This is a genomic window from Paenibacillus sp. P4_A9, assembly GCF_056402415.1.
Genome location: NZ_JBFUHL010000001.1, coordinates 420,514 through 445,860, shown reverse-complemented (window position 1 = coordinate 445,860; position 25,347 = coordinate 420,514). Strand labels below are relative to the sequence as shown.

The following is a 25,347-nucleotide window of genomic DNA, read 5'->3' as shown; positions in this document are numbered from 1 at the left end:
GATGATCGTAACAACGGGGACCTATAAAGGCTTCTCATCCATCACCATGGAAAATGAACAAATCCGTATCGAGATGGTACCGGACCTCGGAGGGAAGTTGGTTTCAATCCTTTATAAGCCTAGCGGCAAGGAATGGATGCTGGATTCGGGTGAAAGACCTGTAAGACAGCCCGAATACGGCTCCAGCTTTGTCGAATGGGATATGAGCGGTTGGGATGAATGCTTTCCGACGATTAATGCTTGTCCATGGGAATTGGATTCGAACATTCAGCTGCCCGACCATGGGGATATCTGGGCGCTTCCTTGGGAGTATAGGGTTGAGGAGAACGAGGTTATTAGTTCGGTTGAAAGTTCATTGTTGCGCTATCGGTTCACTAGAAGCCTCTCCATGCATTCGGGGAATAAGGTGAGGATGAATTACCGTGTTGATAATAGTGGTGACCAGCCCATGCCTTTCTTGTGGGTGCCTCACCCGCAATTCGCAGTCACGGAACCGACTCAACTTCTTCTCCCCGAAATCATGGAGGAAATGCTTTGCGTGTACCCAGGTCATAGGCTGAAGGATGGCGAAACGTATGCCTGGGATGAAGTATCTCTGATTTCTCCTGAGGTTACTGGGGATGGGCGGAAGTTTTATTATGAGGGGCAAGTACCCGTTAGTTGGTCAGGCCTCTACGGACAAGAAAGTGAGAACTTCTTGATCGTATCTGTCCCCAAGGACAAGGTTCCTTATCTAGGTGTTTGGATGGACGAAGGCATGTTCAATGATCGCGTTACTTGTGCTTTGGAGCCTAGTATTGGCTACTATGATTCCCTAGATAGGGCTGTAAGTAATGGTACGGCACAAACGGTACCGGCACATACATCTTTTGAATGGTATTTAGAGCTATCCATCGGAGCAGGAGATTGGCGGGATGTTGTTAGCAAGTTAGACGCTAGTTAAATTGAAGTTATTAGTTTCGGGACAGCACTCCATTGGGGTGCTGTCCTTATTTGTTTTTGGAAGCCGCTTTTATACTCGAGTTAGTCGGTTTAGTCCGAAATTATCGAATTAATCTCACTGATTTCTTCAGTAATTCTTAGTTAGTCCGAAATAGCCTAACTAAATGGACCCAAACACCCCTCATGCAAGGGAATTAGGTAGATAATTCGGCAGAATCTGACTAATGGTCATTTTGAAAAAGGAATCCTCGTTTTAATTCGGAAATATCGGACTAACGCAGCTTCCGGCAAGGAGGCCAAACGCAAAGGAGCTAAGCGCATTTAAGACGCTTAGCTCCTTTTAAATTCACTTTTCTAACTAGCCTCTACCTGCCTGGCAGCAATTGCTTAATCCATCCGCCGAAGCTTTTCGGATTCCGCGTTTGAATGAGCACGACGCCCTCGCCGCGGAAGCGGCAGACGACGCCTTCACCACTGGTAAGGCTGGAGATCCAGCCTTTAGCGGCAGCTCTCTCGATTGTATACTGTGTATAATCCGGCCAAGCGACGAGGTGTCCGTTATCGACCAGCACTTCTTGGCCAGGCGCCAAGTTGATGGCATGGATTGCACCGTAGGAGGAGAGGAACACTGTGCCTCGACCGCTAATCTCGACGATGAAGAAGCCTTCACCTGACATGAAGCCGCTGGCGAGATTTTGCATCTTTGTGTTCACCTGAATGCCCGAAGTGCCGGCAAGGAAGCCGTCTTTTTGGACAAGGAGCTTGTACGTCCCATCTAACTCTACCGCTTCTATATCGCCAATCACCGCCGGAGCCAGCAGTACCTCGCCAGTTCCGCGTGTGGAGGACAATTCTTGGAAGAAGAAGCTTTCTCCGCTTAACATACGTCCAAGGCCTTTCATAATCCCGCCGTCTGCCGTTCCTTTGAGCTCGATATTCGGGGACATGGAGACCATGGCACCGGATTCGGCTTTAATGTTTTCGCCAGGTTCAAGCTGAACGCGCAGCACAGGAAATGCGCCTTTATATAAGATTTCGTGTTTCATCGTAATCCTCCAGTAGTTTTATTTTAAAATAAGTCTGCCCTACTAATTACGCCTCTTTGAGCCGTATGGTTGCATCCAAACTGCGATTCGCATACACGAACCCAGCACAGATCAGCAGGATGCTCATGGTGACAAAGAACACGGATGTGAAGCCGTACACAGCGGCCAGATGACTGCCGAGTAACGGGCCAATCAGATTGCCAAGGAACAGCGAAGACGTATTGAACCCATAAGCGGTTCCTTGAATTTCAGGAGCTGCAAGCTTCATCACAAGTGCGTTCAGTGACGGAATCATCCCGCCGATGAACAGTCCGAGCAGGAATCTGCCGACTAAAAGCATCGTAATATTGGTGGCAAAAGCCTGCGGAATGAAGGCCACTGCCGCCATGGTGAGGGCAATGACCAACGTCATACGCTGACCGATTCGGTCACCTAGTCTACCCAATGTCGGCGCGCCGAACAAATTGGCGATACCGGTAATGGCGACGATAAGTCCGGCAAAAAAGGCCAAGTGCGCCCCCGAGTATAAGGTTTTGGCATACACGGTCACGATCGGCTCGATGCTCATCATGCCGATCTGAGTGATCAGCGAAGCGGCGAAGACAGGTAGCAATGGGCGGAATAATCGCCATTGTGTCTTCTGTTTAACCTTTTTGTCTGAAGCGGGCTTCCGCTCCTCCTTAATGAATACCATGACGATAATGCTGGCGCACAGCATGAGCCCTCCTGTGAAGAAGAACACATGATGGTACCCGAGAAAGCTTGCCAGTACCCCGCCAATTAAGGGGCCGATGAGTGAGCCCGCGATAGCGCCAGTTTGCAGCGTGCCTAACGACTTACCCGAATGTTCGCGCGGTGTCAGCGAGGCTTGCAAAGAAACCGCCATCGAGATGAAGCCGGAGAAGAATCCATTCAGCAACCTCAGCGAAAGTAACTGCCAGGGCGATGTGACAATGCCCATAAGTGCTGTGACGATGGCCATCCCGAACCCGGCGCGTAGCAGCATGATTTTGCGCCCGCGTCGATCTGCAATAGCTCCCCATAGTGGCTGAGTCAAAAAAGAAGTGATAAATTGAGCAGCCACGATCCAGCCTGTCCAACGGACAATATCACTTAGCTCGTGAACCCCTAACTGCTCGATGTAGAGAGGTAAGAACGGAAGAACCAGATTCATGCCGCATGTAATGGAGAAGTTCGCGCCCCAAAGTATCCATAATGACTTTTTCCAATGTAAGGGGGGTGCCATGATGAGGACTCCTTATTCTTTTTTTCTCAGTATATCATAAATGAAGATTTCCCCAACTTCAGGTCCCTTGTGAAAACTGCTGCCGATACGATCGAGGCGACATCCCTTCCAGCTTAGTAAAGCTTGCTGCGAAATAAGCAGCCTGCTCAAAGCCAACCTCTTGGGCAATGTGAGCAATGGGCCGCTCCGTTTGCAAGAGTAGGAGCTTGGCCTGTGCCACTCTTAATTTCAAGAGGTACGTAATGGGCGAGCAGCCATACTCTTTTTGCATACAGCGAGCTATGTATACGGGATGGAAATTGAGCTCATCGCCGAGCTGCTTGGCAGAAACGGATTCGCGAAAATGCTGCCTCAAGTACGAGGCAGCTTTCTCTGCGCAGGCTCTAGAGGCGGAGGCATGATCGGTCTCTGCAGAGGCTGCCAACTGATGCAGGATTTCTTGAAATAGCTGCTGTTGTGCAAAACGAACACTGCTCACATGCGCACGAGACTGAAGCTGCAAAAGCTGATCGAAAACATCGTACATTTTCTCAGGGTGCTGCAGCGTCGTAAATTGCGGAATGCGCATGGAGAATGGCTCCACTGCGAAAACCTCCACCACGCTTTGCGCGGGATTTGGATCCTCCAAGGGAACAGTTGAAACGGTAGTAGGCTTAATTAGCTCCCAGTTGCCGCCTACGTGAAAATGCAGCCAGTAAGTGTGGGTTAGCTCTGCACATACCTGCGTTGCAAAATGGTAGCGGTCTGGCCGCAAAATGACAGCCTGACCTACCCCTACTTCGAAGCGCGAGTCATCCTCACCGATATAGAAGCAGCCGGACGTTGTGACGAGCAGGTCAAATACTTGGATGTTGCTGCGGCTGGGGTGCTGCCCTCCCTTGGGGATGTCGTTCAATCCACTCGCGATATAGTGGGGAAGAGGAGGGATCGTGATCTCAAGAAATGCCATGGAAGCCACCTTCTTTAATCCAGGATGAAAGTTGGAATTGTATAAGTTTCAGTTGCGATGTTGATACATGAAATCAACTATAACAGCTATAATTTGAACTGACTACTAAGTTTCATTTTCATAATAAATAGAGAATCATACTGGATGGTGGCGTGATCATGACGGCTGAGAAAAATAAATTTTCCTTATGGTTTCTAGCGTGGCCCATATTTGTAGAGTTACTATTGCAGCTGCTTCTGGGGGCAGTTGATACGCTAATGGTCAGCCGTGTCTCTGATGACGCAGTTGCGGTAGTTGGCTTAGCCAACCAGATCTTTCAAGCGGTCATGATTTTATTTATGACTGTGGCAAGCGGCGCAGGTATTTTAATTGCACAGAAAATCGGAGCGAAACAGGAGGATTCCGCACGAACGGTTGGAATTATGGCCGTCACGATAAGCGGGTTCATTGGGGCTATACTCAGTTTAATCTTGTATGTGGAGGCTGTTCCCCTAGCGAGACTGTTTCATTTAGAAGAGCGGTTACTTCCACTAGCTCATACGTATATTTCAATTGTTGGCAGCGGTATGGTGTTGACCGCATTAACGGCCACGCTCAGTACAGCAATTCGGAATACCGGAAACACGAAGGGACCGATGATTACCGCGATTGGGATGAATATCATCCATGTGTTTTTGAATTACGGATGGATCAATGGGGCTTTCGGATTCCCACAACTAGGCCTAACAGGGGTTGCGATTTCAACGCTGGTAAGTCGGCTCCTTGCAACCGGTCTGTTGCTTTACATGTTCGTTTCCGCCTTTGAGCGAAGGATCAGATGGCGTGATCTTGCTGTTTTCAACCGCAAACTATTCAGTGAGATTCTCAAAATCGGCTGGCCGCTCGGCGTTAATATGTCGTCTTGGGTGCTGACGCAGCTCGCGATTTATACCTTTTTGGCCACGATGGGCGCTTCGGCTTTGGCCGCTAGAACGTATATGAATACACTGGAGTCCATCTGCTTCATGTTGGGTTATTCGATTGCCCTATCGGCACAAATCCAGATTGCGCATCTATTTGGTTCAGGGCAAACACAAGCGGCGTATAAAGCGGGTTATCGCGGTACTTGGATTGGACTCGGCTTAGTCGGGTGCAATAGCATCCTTCTTTTGATCATCGGCAAAAGCTTCCTAGGCTTCTTCAGCTCAGACAAAGCAATCATCGAACTAGCACTCTCTTGCTTAGTGCTGACAGCGGTACTTCAGCCAGGCAGAATGATTAATATGGGCTTCGGAAACGCGCTAAATGCGATTGGCGATACCCGTTTTAACATGGTAATCTCGCTGATCTCCATGTGGGGCGTTGCTGCGGGACTCTCCTATGTCTTGGGTCTGCATTATGGCCTAGGGTTAGCTGGCATATACATCGCGATGATATGTGATGAGTATTTACGCGGTATTCTCGTGGCGATCCGCTGGCGGAGAAAGAAGTATTTGCGTTTGGCGGAGGGACGGACGAAGGGCGTGGAGGTTGGGAGTAGAAGTGGGAGTGGCGATGTGAGTGTTCATAGTGCTTAGCAGCCGTCTCCTCGTCCTCTTTAGTGATGAAAAACACGCTTACAGGAGCGAGATTGGCCGAAAAGCCGTCGCACAGTCTCTGTAGTGATGAAAAACACGCTTACGGAAGCGAGATTGGCCGAAAAGCCATCGCTCCGACCTCTGTAGTGATGAAAAACACGCTTACAGGAGCGAGATTGGCCGAAAAGCCGTCGCACAGTCTCTGTAGTGATGAAAAACACGCTTACAGAAGCGAGATTGGCCGAAAAGCCATCGCTCCGACCTCTGTAGTGATGAAAAACATGCTTACGGAAGCGAGATTGGCCGAAAAGCCATCGCTCCGACCTCCGTAGTGATGAAAAACACGCTTACATGAGCGGGGTTAGGACTCTACGAACACGCCACTCACCTCCGGTAAGTCCTAAACCGAATATCCTGGTTATAATTCCCGAAGCCTTCCCCATATAGCGTTAATCCACCGACATGCTCGGCCTGTTCGGGAACTTCTAACCGTAATGTCCACTCGTTGCGCGAGACGGGAAGATCCTGAATCGTAACCGCGGAAAGTTGCTGCCCATCTAGGAATGTTCCCTCTTCGGTGATGCGGAGTACCTTCAACCAGCCATATTGGTTCGTATAGTCTGACCACCACGCAGGGGTAAGCTGTCCGCGGCCGTCACCTGAGTCGCCTGGGCTAGTCCAGTAGCCAAGCAGCGTATCATTCACATAAAAGTGAATATCGGACGGCCAATTTGCCGCGATACCTGGCGCTTCCGAGCCGATTTCCAGTGAGATTTCAATCTCCTCCAAGGTCTGACCCTGAAGCATATAGTTAGGCACACGATACTCGACAAAGCCTCGACCAAACCAAAGGATCTTAGCATGCATGCGCTCTGGCTCGAAGAAAAAGCGCGGATCATCGAACTGTCCAATCAGACGCTCGTCTGTTGCTAAACCGCAAGTAGGATGAACCTCAAACCGAGTGAAATGGCCAACAGGGATAGACACTTCGTTAAAAAAGCGCAGCTGCTGGCTAGACTGAGGGAGCTGAATGTCAATTCGGGACTGAGCTAATGTGCATATTTTGTGCGTCCCGCCTTGTTTCCGAACGAGCTTCGTATGAATGAGTCCGCCTGTTTCCAACTTTTTGACATGCATCGTTACGATCGCACTGCTTAGCGAAAGCCGCTGAGCCAAATCCTTCACGTTCATCTCTTCTTCTGCTAATAATTCCAATATGTTAAGCCGCACATTGCTAGCCAACGCTTCATACAAGGGCAGCCATTTGCGGTCTGTTGTCGTGTGAATCATGTCCATCAACTCCTTCTTCGGTTTCCACTGATTAACATAAATATGAATGCAACAAAACAGGGTGAAAGGCCTTGATCTTCAACCTTTTTTATTGTTTAATATGATCTATACATAATATATTTATTAATCGATTCATATTTTTATTAATTATAATACGAGGTGATTGTTATGTCCATGAAGGCTAGCATGATTATTGATAAGGATTTTAAAGTAGGAGAAGTTGATCCACGTTTGTATGGTTCCTTTATTGAGCATTTGGGACGCGCCGTGTATGGAGGGATTTATGAACCTGGACATCCGCAAGCAGATGAGCAGGGGTTTCGTGGAGATGTACTAGAGTTAGTTAAAAGCCTGAATGTACCGATCGTTCGTTATCCGGGCGGGAACTTTGTATCGGGTTACAATTGGGAAGACGCTATTGGACCTGTGAATCAGCGCAAACAACGCCTTGATCTCGCATGGCGAACGATTGAACCGAACTTAATTGGTCTTAATGAATTTATGGACTGGTGTCGCAAAGCAAACTCGGATGCGATGATGGCTGTGAATCTGGGAACGCGTGGACCTGAACAAGCGCGAGACATTATTGAATACACGAACATCACAGGAGGAACCTATTGGAGCGATTTGCGAATCTCCCATGGCTACCGGACGCCGCATAACATCAAAACCTGGTGTCTAGGCAACGAAATGGATGGACCTTGGCAAATCGGCAGTAAGACGGCTGAAGAGTATGGACGTATTGCCTGTGAAACAGCGAAAGTTATGAAATGGGTCGACCCGTCTATCGAGCTTGTCGCTTGCGGCAGTTCTTACTTAGGTATGCCGACATTCCCAGATTGGGAAGCCACGGTTCTCGAGCATACCTACGATCATGTTGACTATATTTCACTTCATCAATATTACGGTAATCGCGATAAGGATTCCGCCAATTTCCTAGCACAATCTATGGGCATGGATAAATTCATCCATACGGTTATATCTACGGCCGACTTCGTTCAGGCGAAAAAGCGCGGCAAAAAGAAAATCAATCTCTCCTTCGATGAATGGAATGTATGGTACCACTCCAATGACGCGGATCGTAATATCGAGCCTTGGTCCATCGCACCGCCGCAACTAGAGGACATCTATAACCATGAAGATGCGCTTCTCGTAGGCTGTATGCTTATTTCCATGCTGAAACGTGCGGATCGAGTCAAAATGGCGTGCTTAGCGCAATTGGTTAACGTAATCGCCCCAATCATGACCGCGAATGGCGGTGCGGCATGGAAGCAAACAATTTACTATCCGTATTTACATGCAAGTGTGTTTGGCCGTGGAACGGTTCTCGTGCCACTCATTAAATCACCGAAATATGATTCCAAGGACTACACGGATGTTCCTTACCTCGAGGCAGTTGCCGTGCACAATGAGGAAACATCGGAATTGACCATTTTCGCAGTGAATCGTCATCTGGAAGAAGCACTTCCATTAGAAATGGATCTTCGCAGCTTTGGCGGCTTCCAAATCAAAGAGCATATCGTATTGGAGCATGAGGATCTTAAGGCATCCAATACCTTAGAAGCGCCAGATCGGGTTAAACCACATTCCGCAGGGAATGCGTCGATCTCCTCGAATGAGCAAATTGCGGCCGTTCTAGGGAAAGCTTCTTGGAATGTGATTCGTCTTCAATTAGCGTAAAACACTTATAAAAAGCCGCGTTTCGCACCATAATAATCATAGGAGTAACCTCGAACGTGATCGATACACGAGGTTGCCCATATGACGGTGCCGCGGCTTTTCTTTCTTTTCCAATCCATACTTTGGTATGATGAGAGAAATGAGATTGAAGGGGTTTGGGCGCATGAAGATGAGAGTGGGTTGGGTTGGTGTCTTGATACTGGTGGCAGCAATAGGCTTAACCGCTTGTGGGGATAAACCATCTGCGACGCCGAGTGCGAGTGTTTCTGCTAAAGTAGATACTTCGAAGTTATACCAAAATTATTGTATCTCCTGTCATGGTAATCAATTACAAGGCGGGCAAGGTCCCAATATTCAAAAAGTGGGAGAACGCCTCGATGAAGCCGAAATCGTAAAGCGGATACAAAAGGGTGGTGGCGGGATGCCGCCGTTCCAGGTCACGATGAAGGAAGAGGAATTGAAAGCACTTGCCGCGTGGTTAGCTGAACTAAAGTGATTTACAGGAAATGGAAGGATTAAGGTTCCTTTAAGGTAAGCTACATAGTTCCTTCACAATTGACATTTACAATAGGGGCATGAGGAGAGTGATGTAAGATGCACTTGAATTTGAAGCCCCGGAAGCGTCTTTCGAGTAAAAAGAGCTCAAGTCGTCTGGGAGCATCGATTTCACTTGTTTTATTTATGATCGGTTTACCGATTCTGTCTGTCGTAGGTATGGAGTTTCTTGAACGCGGCAATCTGCCGGAAACCATGGAGTGGATTACAGGTAATCAACCTCTATTTATGCTAAATGTGGTGCTAAGCTTCTGCCTTCTGGCCTTCATTTATGCGCTCGTAGGATCTTTGGCGATCTCTGGCTCCATTACGACCTTAATTCTTGGTCTGATGGCAATTATCTCGTATATGAAAGTGAAAATGATCGGGGAGCCGTTCTTCCCTTGGGATATATTGCTCAATAAAGAGAGTATGGATATTGCCTCATTAGTCACAGGTAAGGCTGCATTCATTCGAATTATTGCCGTTGCCGCTGCGATTCTCATCGTTCTAGCACTTAGATGGGTGATCCCGCGTGTTACACTACCTGTTATCGCTCGAGTCGGTTTAGGGCTCTTTTCGCTCTATGCCTTGTATGCATTTGGGATCAAAACACCGTTAGCTGGTAAAGTATTGGACCGTGCAGGTGTGAATGAAATTGTTTGGGATCAAAAGATGAACTATGCGAACAATGGTCTCACCCTAGCGTTCACCCTAAATGTGAAAAACTCGATCGTTCAGAAGCCGGATACCTACAGTGAGCAAGCACTGGCTTCGGCAGCCGCGAATATTCAAGAGGCTGCTGTACAGCAGCAGGATACTGATGACGTCCGCAAAGCGACAGCAACCCTAGCTGAAGGGAAGCAGCCGAATGTCATTTTCGTCATGAGCGAAGCCTTCTGGGATCCTACGCTGTTGGAGAATGTAACATTCAGCGAAGACCCGCTGCCAACGATCCACCGCTTGCAGAAGGAGTCTAGCTCAGGCTATCTGCTTTCCCCGCAATATGGCGGCGGTACGAGTAATGTGGAGTTTGAAGTGTTAACGGGGAACTCGATGAGTTTCTTGCCTGGCGGATCGATTCCGTATCAACAATACATTTCGAAGCCAGTTCCAAGCTTGGCGAGTTATTTTGCTGATCAAGGGTACAAAAGCATGGGGATTCACTCCTACGAAGGCTGGTTCTGGGATCGGAACAACGTTTATAAAGAACTTGGTTTTGAATCCTTTAAAAGCAGTGAGCACTTCGAGAATCCAGAAACGAAGGGTTACTTTATCTCCGATGCTGAGGTCGCGAGAAACGTGATTGACGAAGTCGATAAAACGGAAAATCCCATGTTTATCTACACCGTAACGATGCAAAATCATGGCCCGTATGACGATCCTCGCTATGGGGAAAATAAGTTCAAAGCGACAGGGGATCTTTCCGCGCAAGCGAAAAGTATTCTAGAAACGTACACGCAAGGTGCCCATGACGCGGATCAAAGCTTGCAAATGATGATCGATCATTTCAAGGATTCGGATGAACCGACGATGATCGTATTCTATGGTGACCATTTGCCGATGCTGGGTATGGATTATCAGGTGTACAAGGAAGCTGGTTTTATCTCGACAAGCGATGCTAACAAATGGTCGTTGGAAGAAATCAAGAAGATGCATAGCATTCCGCTTGTAACATGGTCCAACTTTGATATGCCGAAGCAGGACATTCCACTGCTAAGTGATTCATTCTTAGGGGCTCATGTCTTGGATATGCTTCATATGGAAAAGCCAGCGAATTTTGCTCTGGATGCCGAGTTGGCACAGCAAGTGCCAGGTCTACTTAGCAACCTGATCGTCGATCAAGATGGGCAGCTGCATGCAACTACGCCGGAATCCGCAGCACCTCTTATCGATGACTATCGGAATGTGCAGTACGACTTAATGTTCGGTAAGCAGTACTTGGCCGATTATCTAGATCATGATTATTTGACCAAAGATACGCAATCCGACTACAATGCCGAGTTTGGCGGCACCGAGGCTGCAGCTGCAAAGACCGAGGCTCAAGGTAACGAGAACGCGAAAGCGACAAGTACACAGTAGTAGTTTGATAAAAGCCGTCTCTTCAAGTAGATGATACTTGGAGTGGCGGCTTTTTGGTGTTTAGGTGACCCAGACGCAGAGGACAAGCTAAAGTGAGCGTAAGTGCGAACTGAACCCCAACCCCAACCCCAACCCCAACCCCAACCCCAACCCCAACCCCAACCCCAACCCCAACCCCAACCCCAACCCCGCCCACTAAGCTCCCCAAGTTGCGGAACGTGGTTCCCTTATTCGGGCTAAAACTAGCTAAATCAGCCTGAAACGGAACGAGAGGGCGCTATATTCCTGAAATGAGCTATTCTAGAGCTGATTTAGGTGTAATAGCGGAACCACGTTCCGTAACTTCTCGAATTCATAGTAGTTGAGTCACTCTGAAGCTGGATATTCCAGCTTTAGAATGCAGTTCGAGTAGTTGATGCTCTCTGAAGCTGGATATTCCAGCTTTAGAATGTTAGTTCGAGTAGTTGATGCTCTCTGAAGCTGGATATTCCAGCATTAGAATGTCAGTTCGAGTAGTTGATGCTCTCTGAAGCCCAACCCACACCTTCCGCGCCACCTCCGCAGACTGAACTCCCGAAGTTGCGGAACGTGGTTCCCTTATTCGGGCTAAAACAAGCTAAATTAGCCGAAAACGGAACGTGAGGGCGTTATTTTCCTGAAAACAGCTATGCTAGAGCTACTTTAGCATGGAATAGCGGAACCACGTTCCGTAACTTCTAGGAATGAGCAGATTCTGCCAAAATAACGGAATGACGTTCCGCAACTTTTCCAATCCCAAGGATCTAGCTAGTGGTGGGTGTAGTTAAGGTAGCTCATTGCTGTAAGTTTTGTGCTAAAAAGCACGTTTGAAGGGGATCGTGTCTTGGAGTATCTTCCATTTCGAGGGCCTTATGCCGCCATTTGGCTGTATTTTTTACAGGTAAGCAACGCCGCATAAACAGCGTATAAATAACTGTTGCCAGCAACAGGGTTATTTTGGTAATATAAGATTCCGTCTCTACGCGGCGACTGCACGACAACGAATCGAAAAGGCTAACCGATCTTGAATGACAAAACAGGAGGTGTTTTATGCTTTTCGCGGTTTTGGCGCGCAAGGCGTACGCAAGAAACTTGCAGTACCGTGGCTCTCATTTGCTGCATAATGCGGTGAGCGCGGTGTTCGGCTTTATTTATGCCAGTATCTGGACTGGCCTAGGCAGCGATGCATCGCTAGGCGAGTACGGTGCCCATGGCATCGTGGCGTATATTGCTTTTAACCAAGCGATTCTGTGGATTACACAGTTTACGACGAATGGACTCGGGCTCGAGCAATCGGTTCGGACGGGTCAAATAGCGGTCGATCTGATGCGGCCCGTGCATTTATTCTATCAGGCGATGAGCCGCGAATGGGGTCAAGTGTGGTATCAATTTTTATATAAAAGCATTCCGATTTATGGCCTCTATGTTTTCATCTTCTCCTTACAGCTTCCTCAGCACGCTTCGGTGTATGGTTGGACAGCTCTCTCGCTCATTACGGCCTCTTATATTTCGATCTGTATGAATTACCTGATTGGCGTTGCTGCCCTGTGGACGACGGAATCACGTTGGTTGTACTGGGTTAACTATTCATTTGCTATGCTGCTTTCCGGGTTTTTTATCCCCGTGGAATGGCTGCCAGGCTGGCTCCGGACCATCAGCTCGTACACGCCCTACCCTTATCTACTCTATTACCCAACTCGGATCTACTTGGGATTTGAACATGGAACTGCCCAGCTCGGCGCTCTTCTTTGGGGCATCGGGTTTACTTGTGTCTGCTTGGCCGTTACTCACGTGGTTCGCAGGAAGCTGGAGGTGCAGGGCGGATGATCTCAATTCGGCTGTTTATGCTGCTCATTAGGGCGAGTATGCGAAGTCGTATGCAGTATAAATTTAATTTTATTTTCTCGACCATCATGGCTTCGTTCATTCAAATTTCTGAATTCTTGATGGTAGCGCTGGTGATGATGAAATTTGGCAACTTACATGGCTGGACACTGTACGAGGTGAGCTACTTATATGGGGTGATGATGGTTTCCAAAGCGATTTATCGCACACTGGCCTCCGACGTGCATCATCTCGAAAAATATCTCGTTTCCGGCGATTTGGATGCGATTCTGATTCGACCAGTCCCTGTGCTGCTCGCCCTGATGACTCAAAATTCACGAATTCTATTTGCCGAAATCGGCCAAGGGTTGATCCTATTGTTTATTTCGATGAAAGCACTAATGGCTAACGGTCAAATAGGGTGGAGTGCCATCCCTCAGACGGGGTTCATCATCCTCACAGGCGCGGTTATTCTATTCGCGATTGGGCTTGCGACGGCGGCGGCCGGCTTTTGGCTCACACGTATTGAGTCTCTGCAAAATATGACCGAGGACGCCTCTCATACCGCTGCACGCTATCCGCTTACCATCTATCCGAAATGGCTGCAAGTTTCATTGTTAGTGCTCGTTCCAGTAGGCTTCGTCAATTACATACCAGCTCTTTATGTGCTAAGGCATCAAGGGAGCATAGGGTTGTTGCTAGGCACGTTGGCAGTCGCTGTAGCCGTATTATGGCTAGCGATGCGATTCTGGAAGCTAGGTCTTTCGCGATATCAAAGTACAGGTAGTTAACCATTAACCACATTAATAAAAGGGAGGGCAAGCACTCAATGATAACGGTCAGGCATTTACGCAAAACCTTTCAATCCCCCGTCATTCAAGAAGGCAAGTTCTCGGGGATCCGAACTCTATTCTCTAGATCGTATAAAGAGAAAGAAGCGGTTCGCGATGTGAACTTCGAGATTGAAACCGGCGAGTTCGTCGGGTATATTGGACCTAATGGGGCGGGCAAGTCGACGACGATCAAAATGCTTACAGGCATCCTGCACCCCACCTCTGGTGAGGTTTTGATCCATGGTCGAAGCCCGCAGAAACAACGGAAGCAGGTTGTTAGGCAACTTGGCGTTGTTTTTGGACAGCGGAGTCAGCTGTGGTGGGATCTTCCGGTGAAGGATTCCTACGAAATCCTCCTTGCAATGTATCGCGTCGAGGCAGCAGATGCTCGTCGCAGATTAGGTGAATTGACGGAGCTGCTTGATTTAAAAGAAATCCTAGATACCCCCGTTCGCAAGCTCTCACTCGGTCAGCGAATGCGAGCGGATTTGGCGGCTTCAATGCTGCATGATCCGGCGATTTTGTTCCTGGATGAGCCTACGATTGGCCTAGATGTTGTGGCAAAACGAAATATTCGCGGATTCCTACAGACGTTGAATCGGGATTTCGGGAAGACGATATTGCTAACGACACATGATATGGACGATATTGAGCAGCTTTGCCCAAGGGTCATCGTCATTAATCATGGACAAATTGGCTATGATGGTTCCATAGACAAACTACGAGAACGAATAGGGCTGCCGACGATGATGAAAGTATCCTTTCGCGGTGAGATTCAAGTGCCAGAGAGCTGGGAGCTGCCTTTCCGCGTAGTAGAGCAAGAAGCCAACCTCTTGACGATTGCCTGCAACCGGCAAGAGTTGAAGGCGATGGATGTGCTGCGGATTGTGAGCAGCTGGGGCGATATGGACGATGTACATATGGAAGAACCGGAATTTGAAGAAGTCATTCAAAACGTCTATCTGTAGATAAAAGTGGGAGTGGTGAAGAGACCATGGCGATAGGGAATGAAGAACGAGAGAAGGAATCGCAGCGCGTCTCTGTAGTGCGATCCAATATTCAGCGACGTATTATAGAGCTGCGCCAAACGGTAGATGATCGCAGATCGGAAGCGACGGCCATCGGCCGAAGCTTCTGGGACGATATCTCCGTCAACGCAGACAATGATGATGATTTGATTGAAACGGCGGCGAGTATGGCTCAGCAGGAGCATGTGCTGCAAGGGCAGGAACGCAGCTATCGACTAGCGCAGGATGCACTGCGTAAGCTGGAGCGTGTCGTTGATGCGCCCTATTTTAGCCGGATAGATTTTCAAGAGAAGGGCGAGCAAGAGCGGGAGAAAATCTATATCGGTTTGACGTCGTTCATCGACAGTAAGACCGATGAAATTCTCATCTACGACTGGCGAGCACCGATCGCCAGCTTGTTCTATGACTATCCGCCGGGCCCGGCGACGTATCGAACGCCAGAGATGGATGTGAGCGGCGAGCTATGGCTCAAGCGTCAATACATCATCAAGGCTGGCGAGCTGCAGGATGTGTTCGATACGGGGATCTCGATCGGTGACGAGATGCTGCAGAAGATGCTCAGCCGCAGCGCGGACGAGAAGATGAGCTCCATCGTTACCACGATTCAGCGCGAACAGAACCAGATCATCCGCGATGATCAGCACAAGGTGCTGGTCGTCCAAGGCGCGGCTGGCAGCGGTAAAACATCCGTCGCGCTGCAACGCATCGCGTATTTGCTCTACAAGTACCGGACGACGCTGAGCGCCGATAATATGATTCTCTTTTCGCCGAACTCGCTGTTCAGCGATTACGTGTCTCGCGTTCTGCCCGAGCTGGGCGAAGCGACGATGCAACAAACGACCTTTCAAGATTATTTAACACATAAATTAACGGATACCGGGCTGAAGCTGGAGGATCCGTATGACCAGCTGGAGTACATTTTGACTGGAACCGATCAGGATCACGTGTACGCAGCTCGCTTGCAGAGCATTACCTACAAAACCTCCGAAGCGTTCCTAAGCGTCATCGAAGCCTACGGTGAGAAGTTGAGGGAGGGCGGCATTCGATTCCTTGATTTGGCGGTAGGTAAGAAGGTACTGATCACAGCCGAGGAGTTGAGTGAACGCTTCTACAGCAAGTCCTCCATACTTGCCATCGGTGAGCGGATGGAGCAGTTATCGGAATGGATCATGGAAAAGCTGGAAGTGTTTCAAGTCGATGTGCAGAAGCGGTTTTATCGCAAGCTTGTACGCGAGCCAAAGTACATGGGCAGCGAGCCTGAAATGAAGAAGATGAGCCGTGTCAAAGCCCACAAAGCGATTACACCGCTCAAGGAAAAAGCGCAAAAACTAGCCTATGTCGATGTGCTCGGCATGTACAAAGAGTTATTTACGGATACGAGCTTACAACAGGAGTTGGTGATGCTTGCTGGCCAGCCGCTGCCAGAGGCATGGGCGACGATTAGTAGATTCACGTTGGAGGCATTGGAACAAGGGCACCTGCGCTATGAAGACGCAACGCCGCTTGTGTATCTCAAAGGACTTGTTGAGGGTCAGCTTCGCGTGGGTACGATCCGTTATTGCCTTGTTGATGAAGCACAGGATTATTCACCATTCCATTATGCGTATCTAAAAAAACTGTTTCCACGCGCCCGTTTCACGCTTCTGGGCGATTGGAATCAGGGGATTTTCACGCATGCGAATGCGAATGTGAGCGTGGGTGTGGGAGCGGGTGTCGGCGCCAGCAGAGGCGCCGCACAGCAAAAGCATGGCTACAGCTCGATCAGCGAGCTGATGGGGGAAGACGAGACGGAGACCATCCGTCTCGTCAAGAGCTACCGCTCGACACGCGAAATCACCGAATTCGCGTGTCAGGTACTACCCGGCGGCGAACCGGTGGAACCGTTCAGCCGCAGCGGCGAGGAGCCGCGCTTGCTGCGCGCGCGCGACGAGCAAGAGCTGATCCGTCTCGTCGCAGAGACGGCGGCTCTGAGGCGCGACGGCGGCGCAAGCTCCGTCGCGATCATTTGCAAGACCGAGCGCGAGACGGAGTCTGCGCACGGACGCTTGAAGCCGCTGCTGCCGGACCTCGCGCGGATCAGCAAAGATACGCTGCACTACGAGGCAGGCGTCATGATCTTGCCGGCGTACCTCGCCAAAGGGCTCGAGTTCGACGCGGTTATACTCTACGATGCCGGGGCGGCTGTCTATGCGGAGGCGAAGGAGCGCAAGCTGTTTTACACGGCTTGCACCCGGGCACTTCACCATTTAGATGTCTGTTATCTAGGTGAATTAACCCCTTTTCTAACCCATATATAGACATACGTCCATACCCATCCGCCCTGCCTAACATAGAATACATGGAGCAAACAAGATCACGTTTAGCAGGCGGAAGGGGGAACTAACCATGTCACACGTTGGATCCAGCACAGCTGTTGTTCTGGTATTGTACATTTTGTTGGTTATCATATTGGCAACATTCTAATATAGCAATTGGCTGCATGAAGCCGCCTTCCGCTAAGCGGAGGGCGGCTTTCTCACGTCTTTACGCATATTTTTCCAGAAGCGGGAGAACTTAACGATACCGATTTCTGTTCACGTCATACCAAAGTTGGAGCTTATCTATGTCTGGAAACAAGCAGATTACCGCCCTGCAATTGTACATGATTATTATCATTTCGATCGCCATTACGAATCACGTTCTACTCATCCCCGTATTGCTGCATTATGGAAAGCGTGACTCCTGGGTAGGAGCCTCTCTTGCACTTATCCCATTGCTTGTCTGGACTTGTCTGATCTATTTCTTGGTTAAACGAACCAAGCAGGGTGAGTTACTTCTTTGGGTAAGAATGAGGCTGGGGAAATGGGGGATGTATGTCTTACAATTTACCATTGCCTTGAGCTGCTTTTCGCAATCGTTCATCACGATCAAGGATGTAACGATGTGGACTCACATCACCTACTTACCCAGAACACCCCTCATGATTATTACATTGATGTTTATCCTATTTTGCTTTTTTGCAGCAAGAGAAGGTATTAAGGCAATTGCGATTTCGTCAGGTATCCTGTTGCCAGCTGTTGTTGTTCTTGGTTACTTTGTGATGGGTGCCAACTTTCAATACAAGGATTACACACTTCTCACACCGCTCTTCACACACGGTTATGGACCGACGCTCATATGTACATTGCTTACCTGCAGCGCTTCCTTCGAAATAATGAGTGTTCTCATTATGCAGCATCATGTCCGAACGCGCATTCGATTGCGAGGGCTGCTCATTCTTACCACGTGTGTGATAGGGCTAACCATCGGACCTTTAACGGGGGCTATCGCGATATTTGGACCTTTCGAGGCGGCAGATTTAAGATATCCTGCCTTTGAACAATGGCGGATGGTGACCTTGGGCAAATATATTTCCCACCTAGACTCCTTATCGATTTTCCAATGGATGTCAGGGTCATGCATGCGAACTTCGATCTTGATGTTTATATTCGTGGATGTGATGAGAATTCAGAAGAAATCAACCCGAACGCACATCCTGATCTGGCTCAGTCTTGGTTTGTTTGGGTTAAGTTTGTATCCTATTTCGGACATCGGGATGGTGGGGTTTCTTCAAAAATATTACTATACCTTTATGTTTACAGCAGGCTTATTGCTGTTATTATTCTTGCTTCTTGTTGCAATATTGCCAATAAGGGGAAAGGAGAAGGAAGCTTAAGTGAATGAACATGATTTCCGAGAATGGTTTGCGCTCTCTGATGACGTTGTATTGAAATCGTATCCTGTCACACAGGGGAACATCGTTAACCGAGTTACGATGTTGTATTGTGAGGGCATGATACGAACTGACACGATCGAGGGGCTTGTTCTGCCTAAGCTCCAGGCTTTTGTCAACAGTGACTTTTATCGCAATGAAGACGCTTTGGATTTGAGTTCGATGTTGCAATTGACCAAGCTGATAGGGAATCAGGTCATGGAAGACATGAAGATTTCTGTTTACTCGGGGCAGCTCATCTTATTTTTTGAAAATACACAGGAGAGCTATTCGCTGGATATCTCAGCACCTCCGAACCGTTCACCAGAAGAATCGAGCACGGAAACCTCCATTAAAGGACCGCGAGACGGCTTTACGGAAGATGTAATTACGAATATCGCTTTAATTCGCAAACGATTGACAACACCTAGCTTATGCTGTGAGAAGATATCATTAGGACGAAGAAGCAACACAACAGTAGCGTTACTCTATCTCGAAGATGTGATGAATGAGTCGATCTTGCAAGAAGCAAGAGATCGGCTGCAATCAGTTGACGTCGATGCGGTTATTAGCAGCTCACAACTTGAAGAAGTCTTAACAGGAAGAAAGTATTCCTTATTTCCACTGTTAAATTACACAGGGAGGCCAGACTTTGTAGCGGACAGCTTACTTCGCGGTCGATTCAGCGTCATCGTGAATGGATCACCGATGGTTCTTATAGCGCCTGCCAACTTGACTTCTTTGTTAAATTCACCTGAGGATGTACATAATCCCACCTATTACCTCGTTTTCGAGCGCTTTCTACGAATGATCGGCTTGCTTATTGCCTTATTTCTGCCTGGCTTATGGATTGCGGTTTCCAGCTATAATTTAGACCAAATTCCGTATCAACTCGTAGCTACGATCTCAGCTTCACGAATGGGATTGCCCTTATCAGGCCCGATGGATTTTATTATTATGCTGCTGTTATTTGAATTGTTCCGAGAAGCAGGTGCCAGGTTGCCCAAAGCAGTCGGACAAACGGTTACCGTCGTTGGCGGCTTAATTGTTGGGGATGCGGCCATACGGTCAGGCATTACAAGTCCTACAACCTTGGTCACAACTTCCTTGTCCACGATAGCCATGTACACCCTTGTAAGTCAGTCTCTGGCTGGTACGGTTACCATTATACGTATTATTATTCTTTTGATCTCCACGGTATTCGGTATGTACGGTTTCATGATATCTCTCGTGGGGCTTGTATTGTATATGTCGACACTAGAGTCGTTCGGAGTGCCATATCTCTCCCCGATTTCACCACCTCAATCTGGGGAGCTTCTTACAGGCTTACTGGCCAAGCGATGGAAGAAGTTTACACGAAGACCGAAGGAACTCGAGCCGCAGGATGATACAAGGCAAGGAAGTGAACACTCATGATAAGAACTTTTTGGGTGAAATTGTCCGTTGGTTTCTTCTTATTGTTTAGTCTGACAGGTTGTTGGGATATGAAAACGATTCAAGATACAAATTACATGACGGCGGTTGGTTTCGATTATCAAGACGGGAAGTATATCGTTTATGGACAGATGCTGTCTTTCGGAAGCGTGGCTAGAACAGAGGGAGGAGGTTTTTCTTCAGGGGCGGCGCCTTTGATCTGGGTAGGTAGGGAAGAAGGAGCGACGGCTAACGAAGCATTCAATAATCTTTATCGTACGTCTCAGCAACGCGTATTTTGGGGGCATATCAATGCCTATTTGTTTACTAAAAGAGCTTTAAGTCAAGGGAGTAGCAAATTTGCGGACGGAGCTATACGTTCCATCGAAACGAGATACACACAATGGGTGTATAGTACTGACGAGTCGATTGAGTCCGTTTTCTCCATCCTCCCTTTCTTCAACGGCTCACCTTTGAACTCTATTTTGATGCAGCCTACAGATAATTATCGTCAGCGATCTTTCATCCTTCCGCGTCGTTTGTATAAAGTGGTTTCGAATTCAAGGGAGCCTGGGATGACGGTCCTGCTGCCTTCTCTGGGTATCGCAGATGAAGTATGGGTGAAAAACAAAAAACCAGATCCCAAGTTAGTGGTGAACGGTGTCTACGCCGTTAATCTACACGACCAATTGGAGCATTTTTCAGATAAGCAATTAAAAGGTTTACGATGGTTGAATAAGCATGCAGGTCGTTCGCAATTAGTTCTGTATAAAGATGGCAAAGCGGTTCAAAGCGTGATTATCCAACCAAAGTCACGCATTAAGCCCCGTTTAGATGGTGAGCAACCCATTTTCGATATAGAGATTAAAGCAAAAGCATCCATTGCTGAAATAAATGAGGTGATTGACGAGGTTACTTTGGAAAAGCTAATTGCCAAACAAATTGCAGAAGAAGTCGAGATGACATTTAATCTTGGAAAAGGCCGAGGAATCGATCTATTTGGATTGGAGCATGAGCTGTATCGAGACGATTTTGCCGCATGGGCTAAACTTACCGACAATGGTGAGAAGGTATTGACCGACTACCAGCTCGGAAACGTCACTGTGAGGGCGAAGGTGAGCCACTCTGGCATGCTCAAGATAAGGGGAAAACATAGAGATTATTAGCATGGAGAGGCTATCTTCCCTGGTCCTATGATCAGGTGGAAAGCCTCTTTTCTTTTGTAGAAAGGACCCTGCCAAGCCCAGTTTAGAAAAATTTAAGAATTGTTTTAGGCGGTGTTAATAGGCACTTTAGTGGTAATTAACCCTTGAAGGCTAAGATAGTCAATATGGAAGCGCAGGGCGCAGCCAAATTAGAGATAGCGTATGTATTACGCGGAGGCAGGACGAGATGAATAAGAAGTTAGCGATGTTGGGATTAGGTGTAGCGGTAGGCAGCATGATGCTAGTGACCTCAGTATATGCAGGTGTGGGAGAAGCTCCCGGATATGAAGCTTTCAAATCAGCCGTGAAACAAACAGCGACAATCAAGAACGTAACGCGTCAAGTGAACGTGTCCTTACAGGATAACGGCGCATCCTTGCTCCAAGTAAAATCAACGATCAAAACCGGCGGAGCCGATCACGCAGGGAGCGCGCAAGTGAAGGTGCAGAGCGGTACGGATGACGAACAAACAATTCAATTCTACAGCCAAGATGGTAAGCAAATTATCAAAACAGCCGATTCAGACGTATACAAAGTTATCGAAGGTGACGGAGCGCCAGAGAAGTTCAAAGGACATAACAAAGGCAATCATACCCCAGATCCACAAGCCATCAGCGAAGTGGAAAATGTCGTGGATGCCCTAGTCGGCAACTTGAAGAATTATGTCACGATGGACGAAGCCGCAGGTAACGGTAAAGAAATTCATTTTAAACTGTCCGGCAGCCAGATTTCTCCGGTTGTGAACACAGTGGGCTCCCTTGTTATCAAACATGGTGTCATGTCCAAAGATGAGCCAGTGCCAGCCAAAGCGAACACGCTGGGGATCGACCTTCAAACTTTGCGCAACAGTTTGCCGCAGCTTTCTTCCGACATCTCCATGGATGACGTGGAAGTGAATGCGAGCGTGGACGGAGATGATCACATTACGAGTCAATCCGCTCAGATTCATTTGTCAGGTAAAGATGCACAAGGAGCTGAGCATGATGTGGTGTTAAGAATTGACATGACACTCTCCAGCTTGAATTCAACAACGCCAGATACGATTGATTTGAGCGGGAAGCAAGTGGAGAACGTGAAATTCGATGAATTGTCTAAGCATAAGAACTGGGGCAGCAAGCACTAAGCGCTGCAAGCACCATCTGACCCAAAGAGGAGCCGTCAACCTCGGTTGACCTCCTCATTTCCCTTTTGAAAGGCGGAAGCAGCGTGAAACACGTCGTTGAACTGAACAATGTGACGAAAATATTCAATAATCTGCGCGGTATCCATCAAGTTAATATGACCGTACAGCGCGGCGATATATATGGTTTTTTTGGACCAAATGGGGCAGGGAAAACAACGGTCATGAAGATCATGACAGGCTTATCTCAAGCGCAGCAAGGCGAGGTAAAGCTGTTCGGCTACGACGTGAAAACACAGTATGAGCAAGCGATGGCGAAGGTCGGCGTTTTGATCGAAACGGCAGAAGCTTACACTTACATGAGCGGCAGAAAAAATCTGGAGCAAGCAGCGAGATTGTATCCCGCGGTGAGCAAGCAGCGTATAGATGAAGTGCTGGAGATCGTAGACTTAACCCCTTTCCAGCATGAAAAGGTAGCAGGTTACTCACTGGGCATGAAGCAAAGGCTCGGACTAGCGGCCGCGATGCTGGCGAAGCCGGAACTCCTCATTCTCGATGAGCCGACGAACGGTCTCGATATTGAGGGCATGGTTCACATTCGCGAAATCATCCTGCGGTTAGCGCGTGAGGAACGGATTACATTCTTAATCTCCTCCCACCTTATCCACGAAATGGAGCTGATGTGCAATCGCATTGGCATCATTCATCAAGGGAAGCTCGTCCGCGAGGGACTCGTATCCGATTTGACCAAAGGCAGCCCATCCTTGGAAGCCGCCTACTTACGTGAAATTCAAGCCGTCAGGGGGCTCGCCGCGAATGCCTAACATTTTAACAGCAAACGTCTGGAATGAGACGCTGAAATTAGCCTACAAAAAGAAAACAATCTTTTTCCTAGCCGTAACCTTGCTGCTCCCTATCCTAGCAGGTATCTTGCTATCGAGGTTCCAGTCTGGTATCGGTATTGGCGCAGTCGCCGCGAAGGATTTCCCCATTGTGATGCTCGGCTTGTTTACGAGTATTTTCCTGCCGTTGTTCGTGTTCATGGGTGCGGCGGATGTATTCTCCGGTGAGATGGGGGATCGTACGATGAAAAACATCCTTACCCGTCCGCTCTCTAGGTTCAAGGTATTCGCATCCAAACAACTAGCACTCGCCATCTATATTGGGCTCTATTTGGTCGTGGCTCTCATCGCATCGATGCTCTCTGCTTTACTATTTCAACATTTCGGTGGCATTGGGACACTCTCCACATGGCTTCTCGCTTACGGCGCAGCCTTCTTACCCCTGCTAGTGCTAAGTGTCGCAGCGGTATGTCTGGCGCAGTTTTTCTCGAGCAGCAGCTCAGCGTTAACCGTCAGCATCCTCTTGTATCTGGCGTTCAAAGTCGCGGCTTTCTTCGTACCGCAAATCGCAACCTACTCCCCGACCGCTTACATGGATTGGCATATGCTTTGGGTTGGCGGTTCGATGGTCACGAGTAAGATCACGTCGATCTTTATGTTTTTAATAGCGTGCAGTATACTATTTTTTACAGCAGGTTATTATTTGTTTGATAAAAAGGATTACTCGTGACTTCAGTCGCAAGTTAGAAAACTTCGGACATGGCGTGGCGTGGCTGTTGCTTCGTTAACTATCCGACATATGTTTAAAAAAAGGAACAAATACACATTTTTGCGAACGTATGTGCTATAATGGAAGTATATGCCAAGGTGAAAGGAGGCCCGTTTTCATCATGCTGCATCACAAAACTTACAAGTTCCGCATTTACCCTACGCCAGTACAAGCAGCACTTATTAACAAGACGATTGGATGTAGCCGCTTTGTCTTTAATCATTTTCTAGCCCGTTGGAATGACACATTTCAAGAGACAGGTAAAGGTTTAAGTTATGGAGCATGTTCCGCAGAACTCACAAAACTAAAACATGAAATAGATTGGTTAAAAGAACCAGACAAATTTTCGCTACAAAATGCATTGAGAAATTTGAGTGTTGCGTTCAATCGCTTTTTTAAAAAACAAAGCGATGAGCCCACGTTTAAGAGTAAGAAGAATCTTGTACAATCGTACCAAACCAACTACTCAAATGGAAACATTGAAATTGTTAACAATCAGATCAAATTGCCTAAATTGGGACTTGTGAAGTTTGCTAAAAGTCGTGAAGTCAAAGGTCGTATCGTCAACACTACGATTAGACGCAATCCATCAGGTAGATATTTTGTATCTGTTCTTACAGAAGATGAAATCCATGGATTGCTCGAAACAGGCAAAGAAGTTGGGATTGATGTTGGCTTGAAAGATTTCGCGACTCTATCCAGTGGCGAAGTGTTTGGAAACCCTAAATTCTTTCGCACACTTGAAGAGAACCTGGCTAGGGCACAGCGTAAACTTTCACGTAGGATGAAAGACAGCAACAATTGGAAGAAGCAGCGCATGAAAGTAGCTCGTATTCACGAGAAGATTGCGAATGCTCGTACAGACTATTTGCAAAAAATTTCAACGTATATTGTCAAAAACCACGACATCATTGCGATTGAAGACTTGCAAGTAGCCAATATGATGAAAAATCATAAATTAGCCAAGGCAATTAGCGAGGTATCCTGGTCGATGTTTCACTTCATGTTGGCGTATAAAGCGAAGTGGTATGGTCGCAAAGTCGTGGCTGTGGGTAAAACATATGCATCTTCACAGCTATGCTCCTGCTGTGGTTATAAACATAAAGATGTTAAAGATCTAAACTTGCGTGAGTGGAACTGTCCTGATTGTGGAGCACATCATGATAGAGATTTCAATGCAAGTTTAAATATTCTTTCTGAAGGTAAAAGACTGATTACTGTGTAATCCCATTACACGAAC

The 25,347-nt window shown here is 47.8% G+C and carries 20 protein-coding genes; 16 read left to right on the top strand and 4 right to left on the bottom strand.

Annotation, left to right across the window (positions count from 1 at the left end; all coding sequences use genetic code 11):
* Position 1: 1 nt before the first annotated feature.
* On the top strand, positions 2-943 hold the full coding sequence (locus tag AC1DVJ_RS02045; RefSeq protein ID WP_477587946.1) for a DUF5107 domain-containing protein: 942 nt from the start codon (positions 2-4) through the stop codon (positions 941-943).
* Positions 944-1,307: 364 nt separating this feature from the next.
* Here the strand turns inward: AC1DVJ_RS02045 and AC1DVJ_RS02040 are convergent, their stop codons facing one another.
* From AC1DVJ_RS02040 to AC1DVJ_RS02030, 3 genes are read right to left on the bottom strand one after another with little or no spacing between them, the layout of a single operon-like run.
* Entirely contained in the window at positions 1,308-1,988 is a 681-nt protein-coding gene (locus AC1DVJ_RS02040; RefSeq protein WP_477587945.1) for a TIGR00266 family protein, read from the bottom strand.
* Positions 1,989-2,034: 46 nt separating this feature from the next.
* The gene (locus AC1DVJ_RS02035; RefSeq protein ID WP_477587943.1) at positions 2,035-3,234 is read right to left on the bottom strand and encodes an MFS transporter; all 1,200 of its coding nucleotides are present in this window, start codon (positions 3,232-3,234) and stop codon (positions 2,035-2,037) included.
* A gap of 58 nt (positions 3,235-3,292) precedes the next feature.
* Positions 3,293-4,183 (bottom strand): helix-turn-helix transcriptional regulator, encoded by an 891-nt coding sequence (locus AC1DVJ_RS02030; protein WP_477587942.1) that lies wholly within the window; start codon positions 4,181-4,183, stop codon positions 3,293-3,295.
* A 158-nt stretch (positions 4,184-4,341) separates the two neighbouring features.
* Between AC1DVJ_RS02030 and AC1DVJ_RS02025 the strand changes: the two genes are divergently transcribed.
* Positions 4,342-5,739: an MATE family efflux transporter gene (locus AC1DVJ_RS02025; protein WP_477587940.1), complete on the top strand. Its 1,398-nt coding sequence runs from the start codon at positions 4,342-4,344 to the stop codon at positions 5,737-5,739.
* Between the two features lie 384 nt (positions 5,740-6,123).
* Here AC1DVJ_RS02025 and AC1DVJ_RS02020 read toward each other — a convergent pair whose 3' ends face one another.
* Positions 6,124-7,029, bottom strand: a complete 906-nt coding sequence (locus AC1DVJ_RS02020; protein WP_477587938.1) for an ArsR/SmtB family transcription factor — start codon at positions 7,027-7,029, stop codon at positions 6,124-6,126.
* Between the two features lie 168 nt (positions 7,030-7,197).
* Here AC1DVJ_RS02020 and arfA point away from each other — a divergent pair, with 168 nt between their 5' ends.
* The 14 genes from arfA (at position 7,198) to tnpB (ending at position 25,332) form a co-directional block, all read left to right on the top strand.
* A complete protein-coding gene (gene arfA, locus AC1DVJ_RS02015; protein WP_477587936.1) occupies positions 7,198-8,709 on the top strand; it encodes an arabinosylfuranosidase ArfA in 1,512 nt (503 codons plus the stop codon).
* A 163-nt stretch (positions 8,710-8,872) separates the two neighbouring features.
* Positions 8,873-9,205, top strand: coding sequence for a c-type cytochrome (locus AC1DVJ_RS02010; protein WP_477587934.1), 333 nt, complete (start codon positions 8,873-8,875; stop codon positions 9,203-9,205).
* Between the two features lie 98 nt (positions 9,206-9,303).
* Positions 9,304-11,325: an LTA synthase family protein gene (locus AC1DVJ_RS02005; protein ID WP_477587933.1), complete on the top strand. Its 2,022-nt coding sequence runs from the start codon at positions 9,304-9,306 to the stop codon at positions 11,323-11,325.
* 1,068 nt (positions 11,326-12,393) lie between these two features.
* On the top strand, positions 12,394-13,170 hold the full coding sequence (locus AC1DVJ_RS02000) for an ABC transporter permease (protein ID WP_477587931.1): 777 nt from the start codon (positions 12,394-12,396) through the stop codon (positions 13,168-13,170).
* Positions 13,167-13,958, top strand: a complete 792-nt coding sequence (locus AC1DVJ_RS01995; RefSeq protein WP_477587930.1) for an ABC transporter permease — start codon at positions 13,167-13,169, stop codon at positions 13,956-13,958. The genes AC1DVJ_RS02000 and AC1DVJ_RS01995 overlap by 4 nt, the downstream gene beginning before the upstream one ends.
* 38 nt (positions 13,959-13,996) lie before the next feature.
* A complete protein-coding gene (locus AC1DVJ_RS01990; RefSeq protein WP_477587928.1) occupies positions 13,997-14,968 on the top strand; it encodes an ABC transporter ATP-binding protein in 972 nt (323 codons plus the stop codon).
* A 26-nt stretch (positions 14,969-14,994) separates the two neighbouring features.
* Entirely contained in the window at positions 14,995-17,325 is a 2,331-nt protein-coding gene (gene helD, locus AC1DVJ_RS01985; RefSeq protein WP_477587925.1) for an RNA polymerase recycling motor HelD, read from the top strand.
* Between the two features lie 305 nt (positions 17,326-17,630).
* Positions 17,631-18,722, top strand: coding sequence for an endospore germination permease (locus AC1DVJ_RS01980; RefSeq protein ID WP_477587923.1), 1,092 nt, complete (start codon positions 17,631-17,633; stop codon positions 18,720-18,722).
* Entirely contained in the window at positions 18,723-20,174 is a 1,452-nt protein-coding gene (locus AC1DVJ_RS01975) for a spore germination protein (protein WP_477587922.1), read from the top strand.
* Positions 20,171-21,337, top strand: a complete 1,167-nt coding sequence (locus AC1DVJ_RS01970; protein WP_477587920.1) for a Ger(x)C family spore germination protein — start codon at positions 20,171-20,173, stop codon at positions 21,335-21,337. Before AC1DVJ_RS01975 ends, AC1DVJ_RS01970 begins: the two co-directional genes overlap by 4 nt.
* 226 nt (positions 21,338-21,563) lie before the next feature.
* Positions 21,564-22,499: a hypothetical protein gene (locus tag AC1DVJ_RS01965; protein ID WP_477587918.1), complete on the top strand. Its 936-nt coding sequence runs from the start codon at positions 21,564-21,566 to the stop codon at positions 22,497-22,499.
* A gap of 83 nt (positions 22,500-22,582) precedes the next feature.
* Positions 22,583-23,320 (top strand): ABC transporter ATP-binding protein, encoded by a 738-nt coding sequence (locus AC1DVJ_RS01960; protein ID WP_477587916.1) that lies wholly within the window; start codon positions 22,583-22,585, stop codon positions 23,318-23,320.
* Positions 23,313-24,068, top strand: a complete 756-nt coding sequence (locus tag AC1DVJ_RS01955; protein WP_477587914.1) for an ABC transporter permease — start codon at positions 23,313-23,315, stop codon at positions 24,066-24,068. Before AC1DVJ_RS01960 ends, AC1DVJ_RS01955 begins: the two co-directional genes overlap by 8 nt.
* Positions 24,069-24,228: 160 nt before the next feature.
* Positions 24,229-25,332: an IS200/IS605 family element RNA-guided endonuclease TnpB gene (gene tnpB, locus AC1DVJ_RS01950; RefSeq protein ID WP_477587912.1), complete on the top strand. Its 1,104-nt coding sequence runs from the start codon at positions 24,229-24,231 to the stop codon at positions 25,330-25,332.
* Positions 25,333-25,347: the final 15 nt, after the last annotated feature.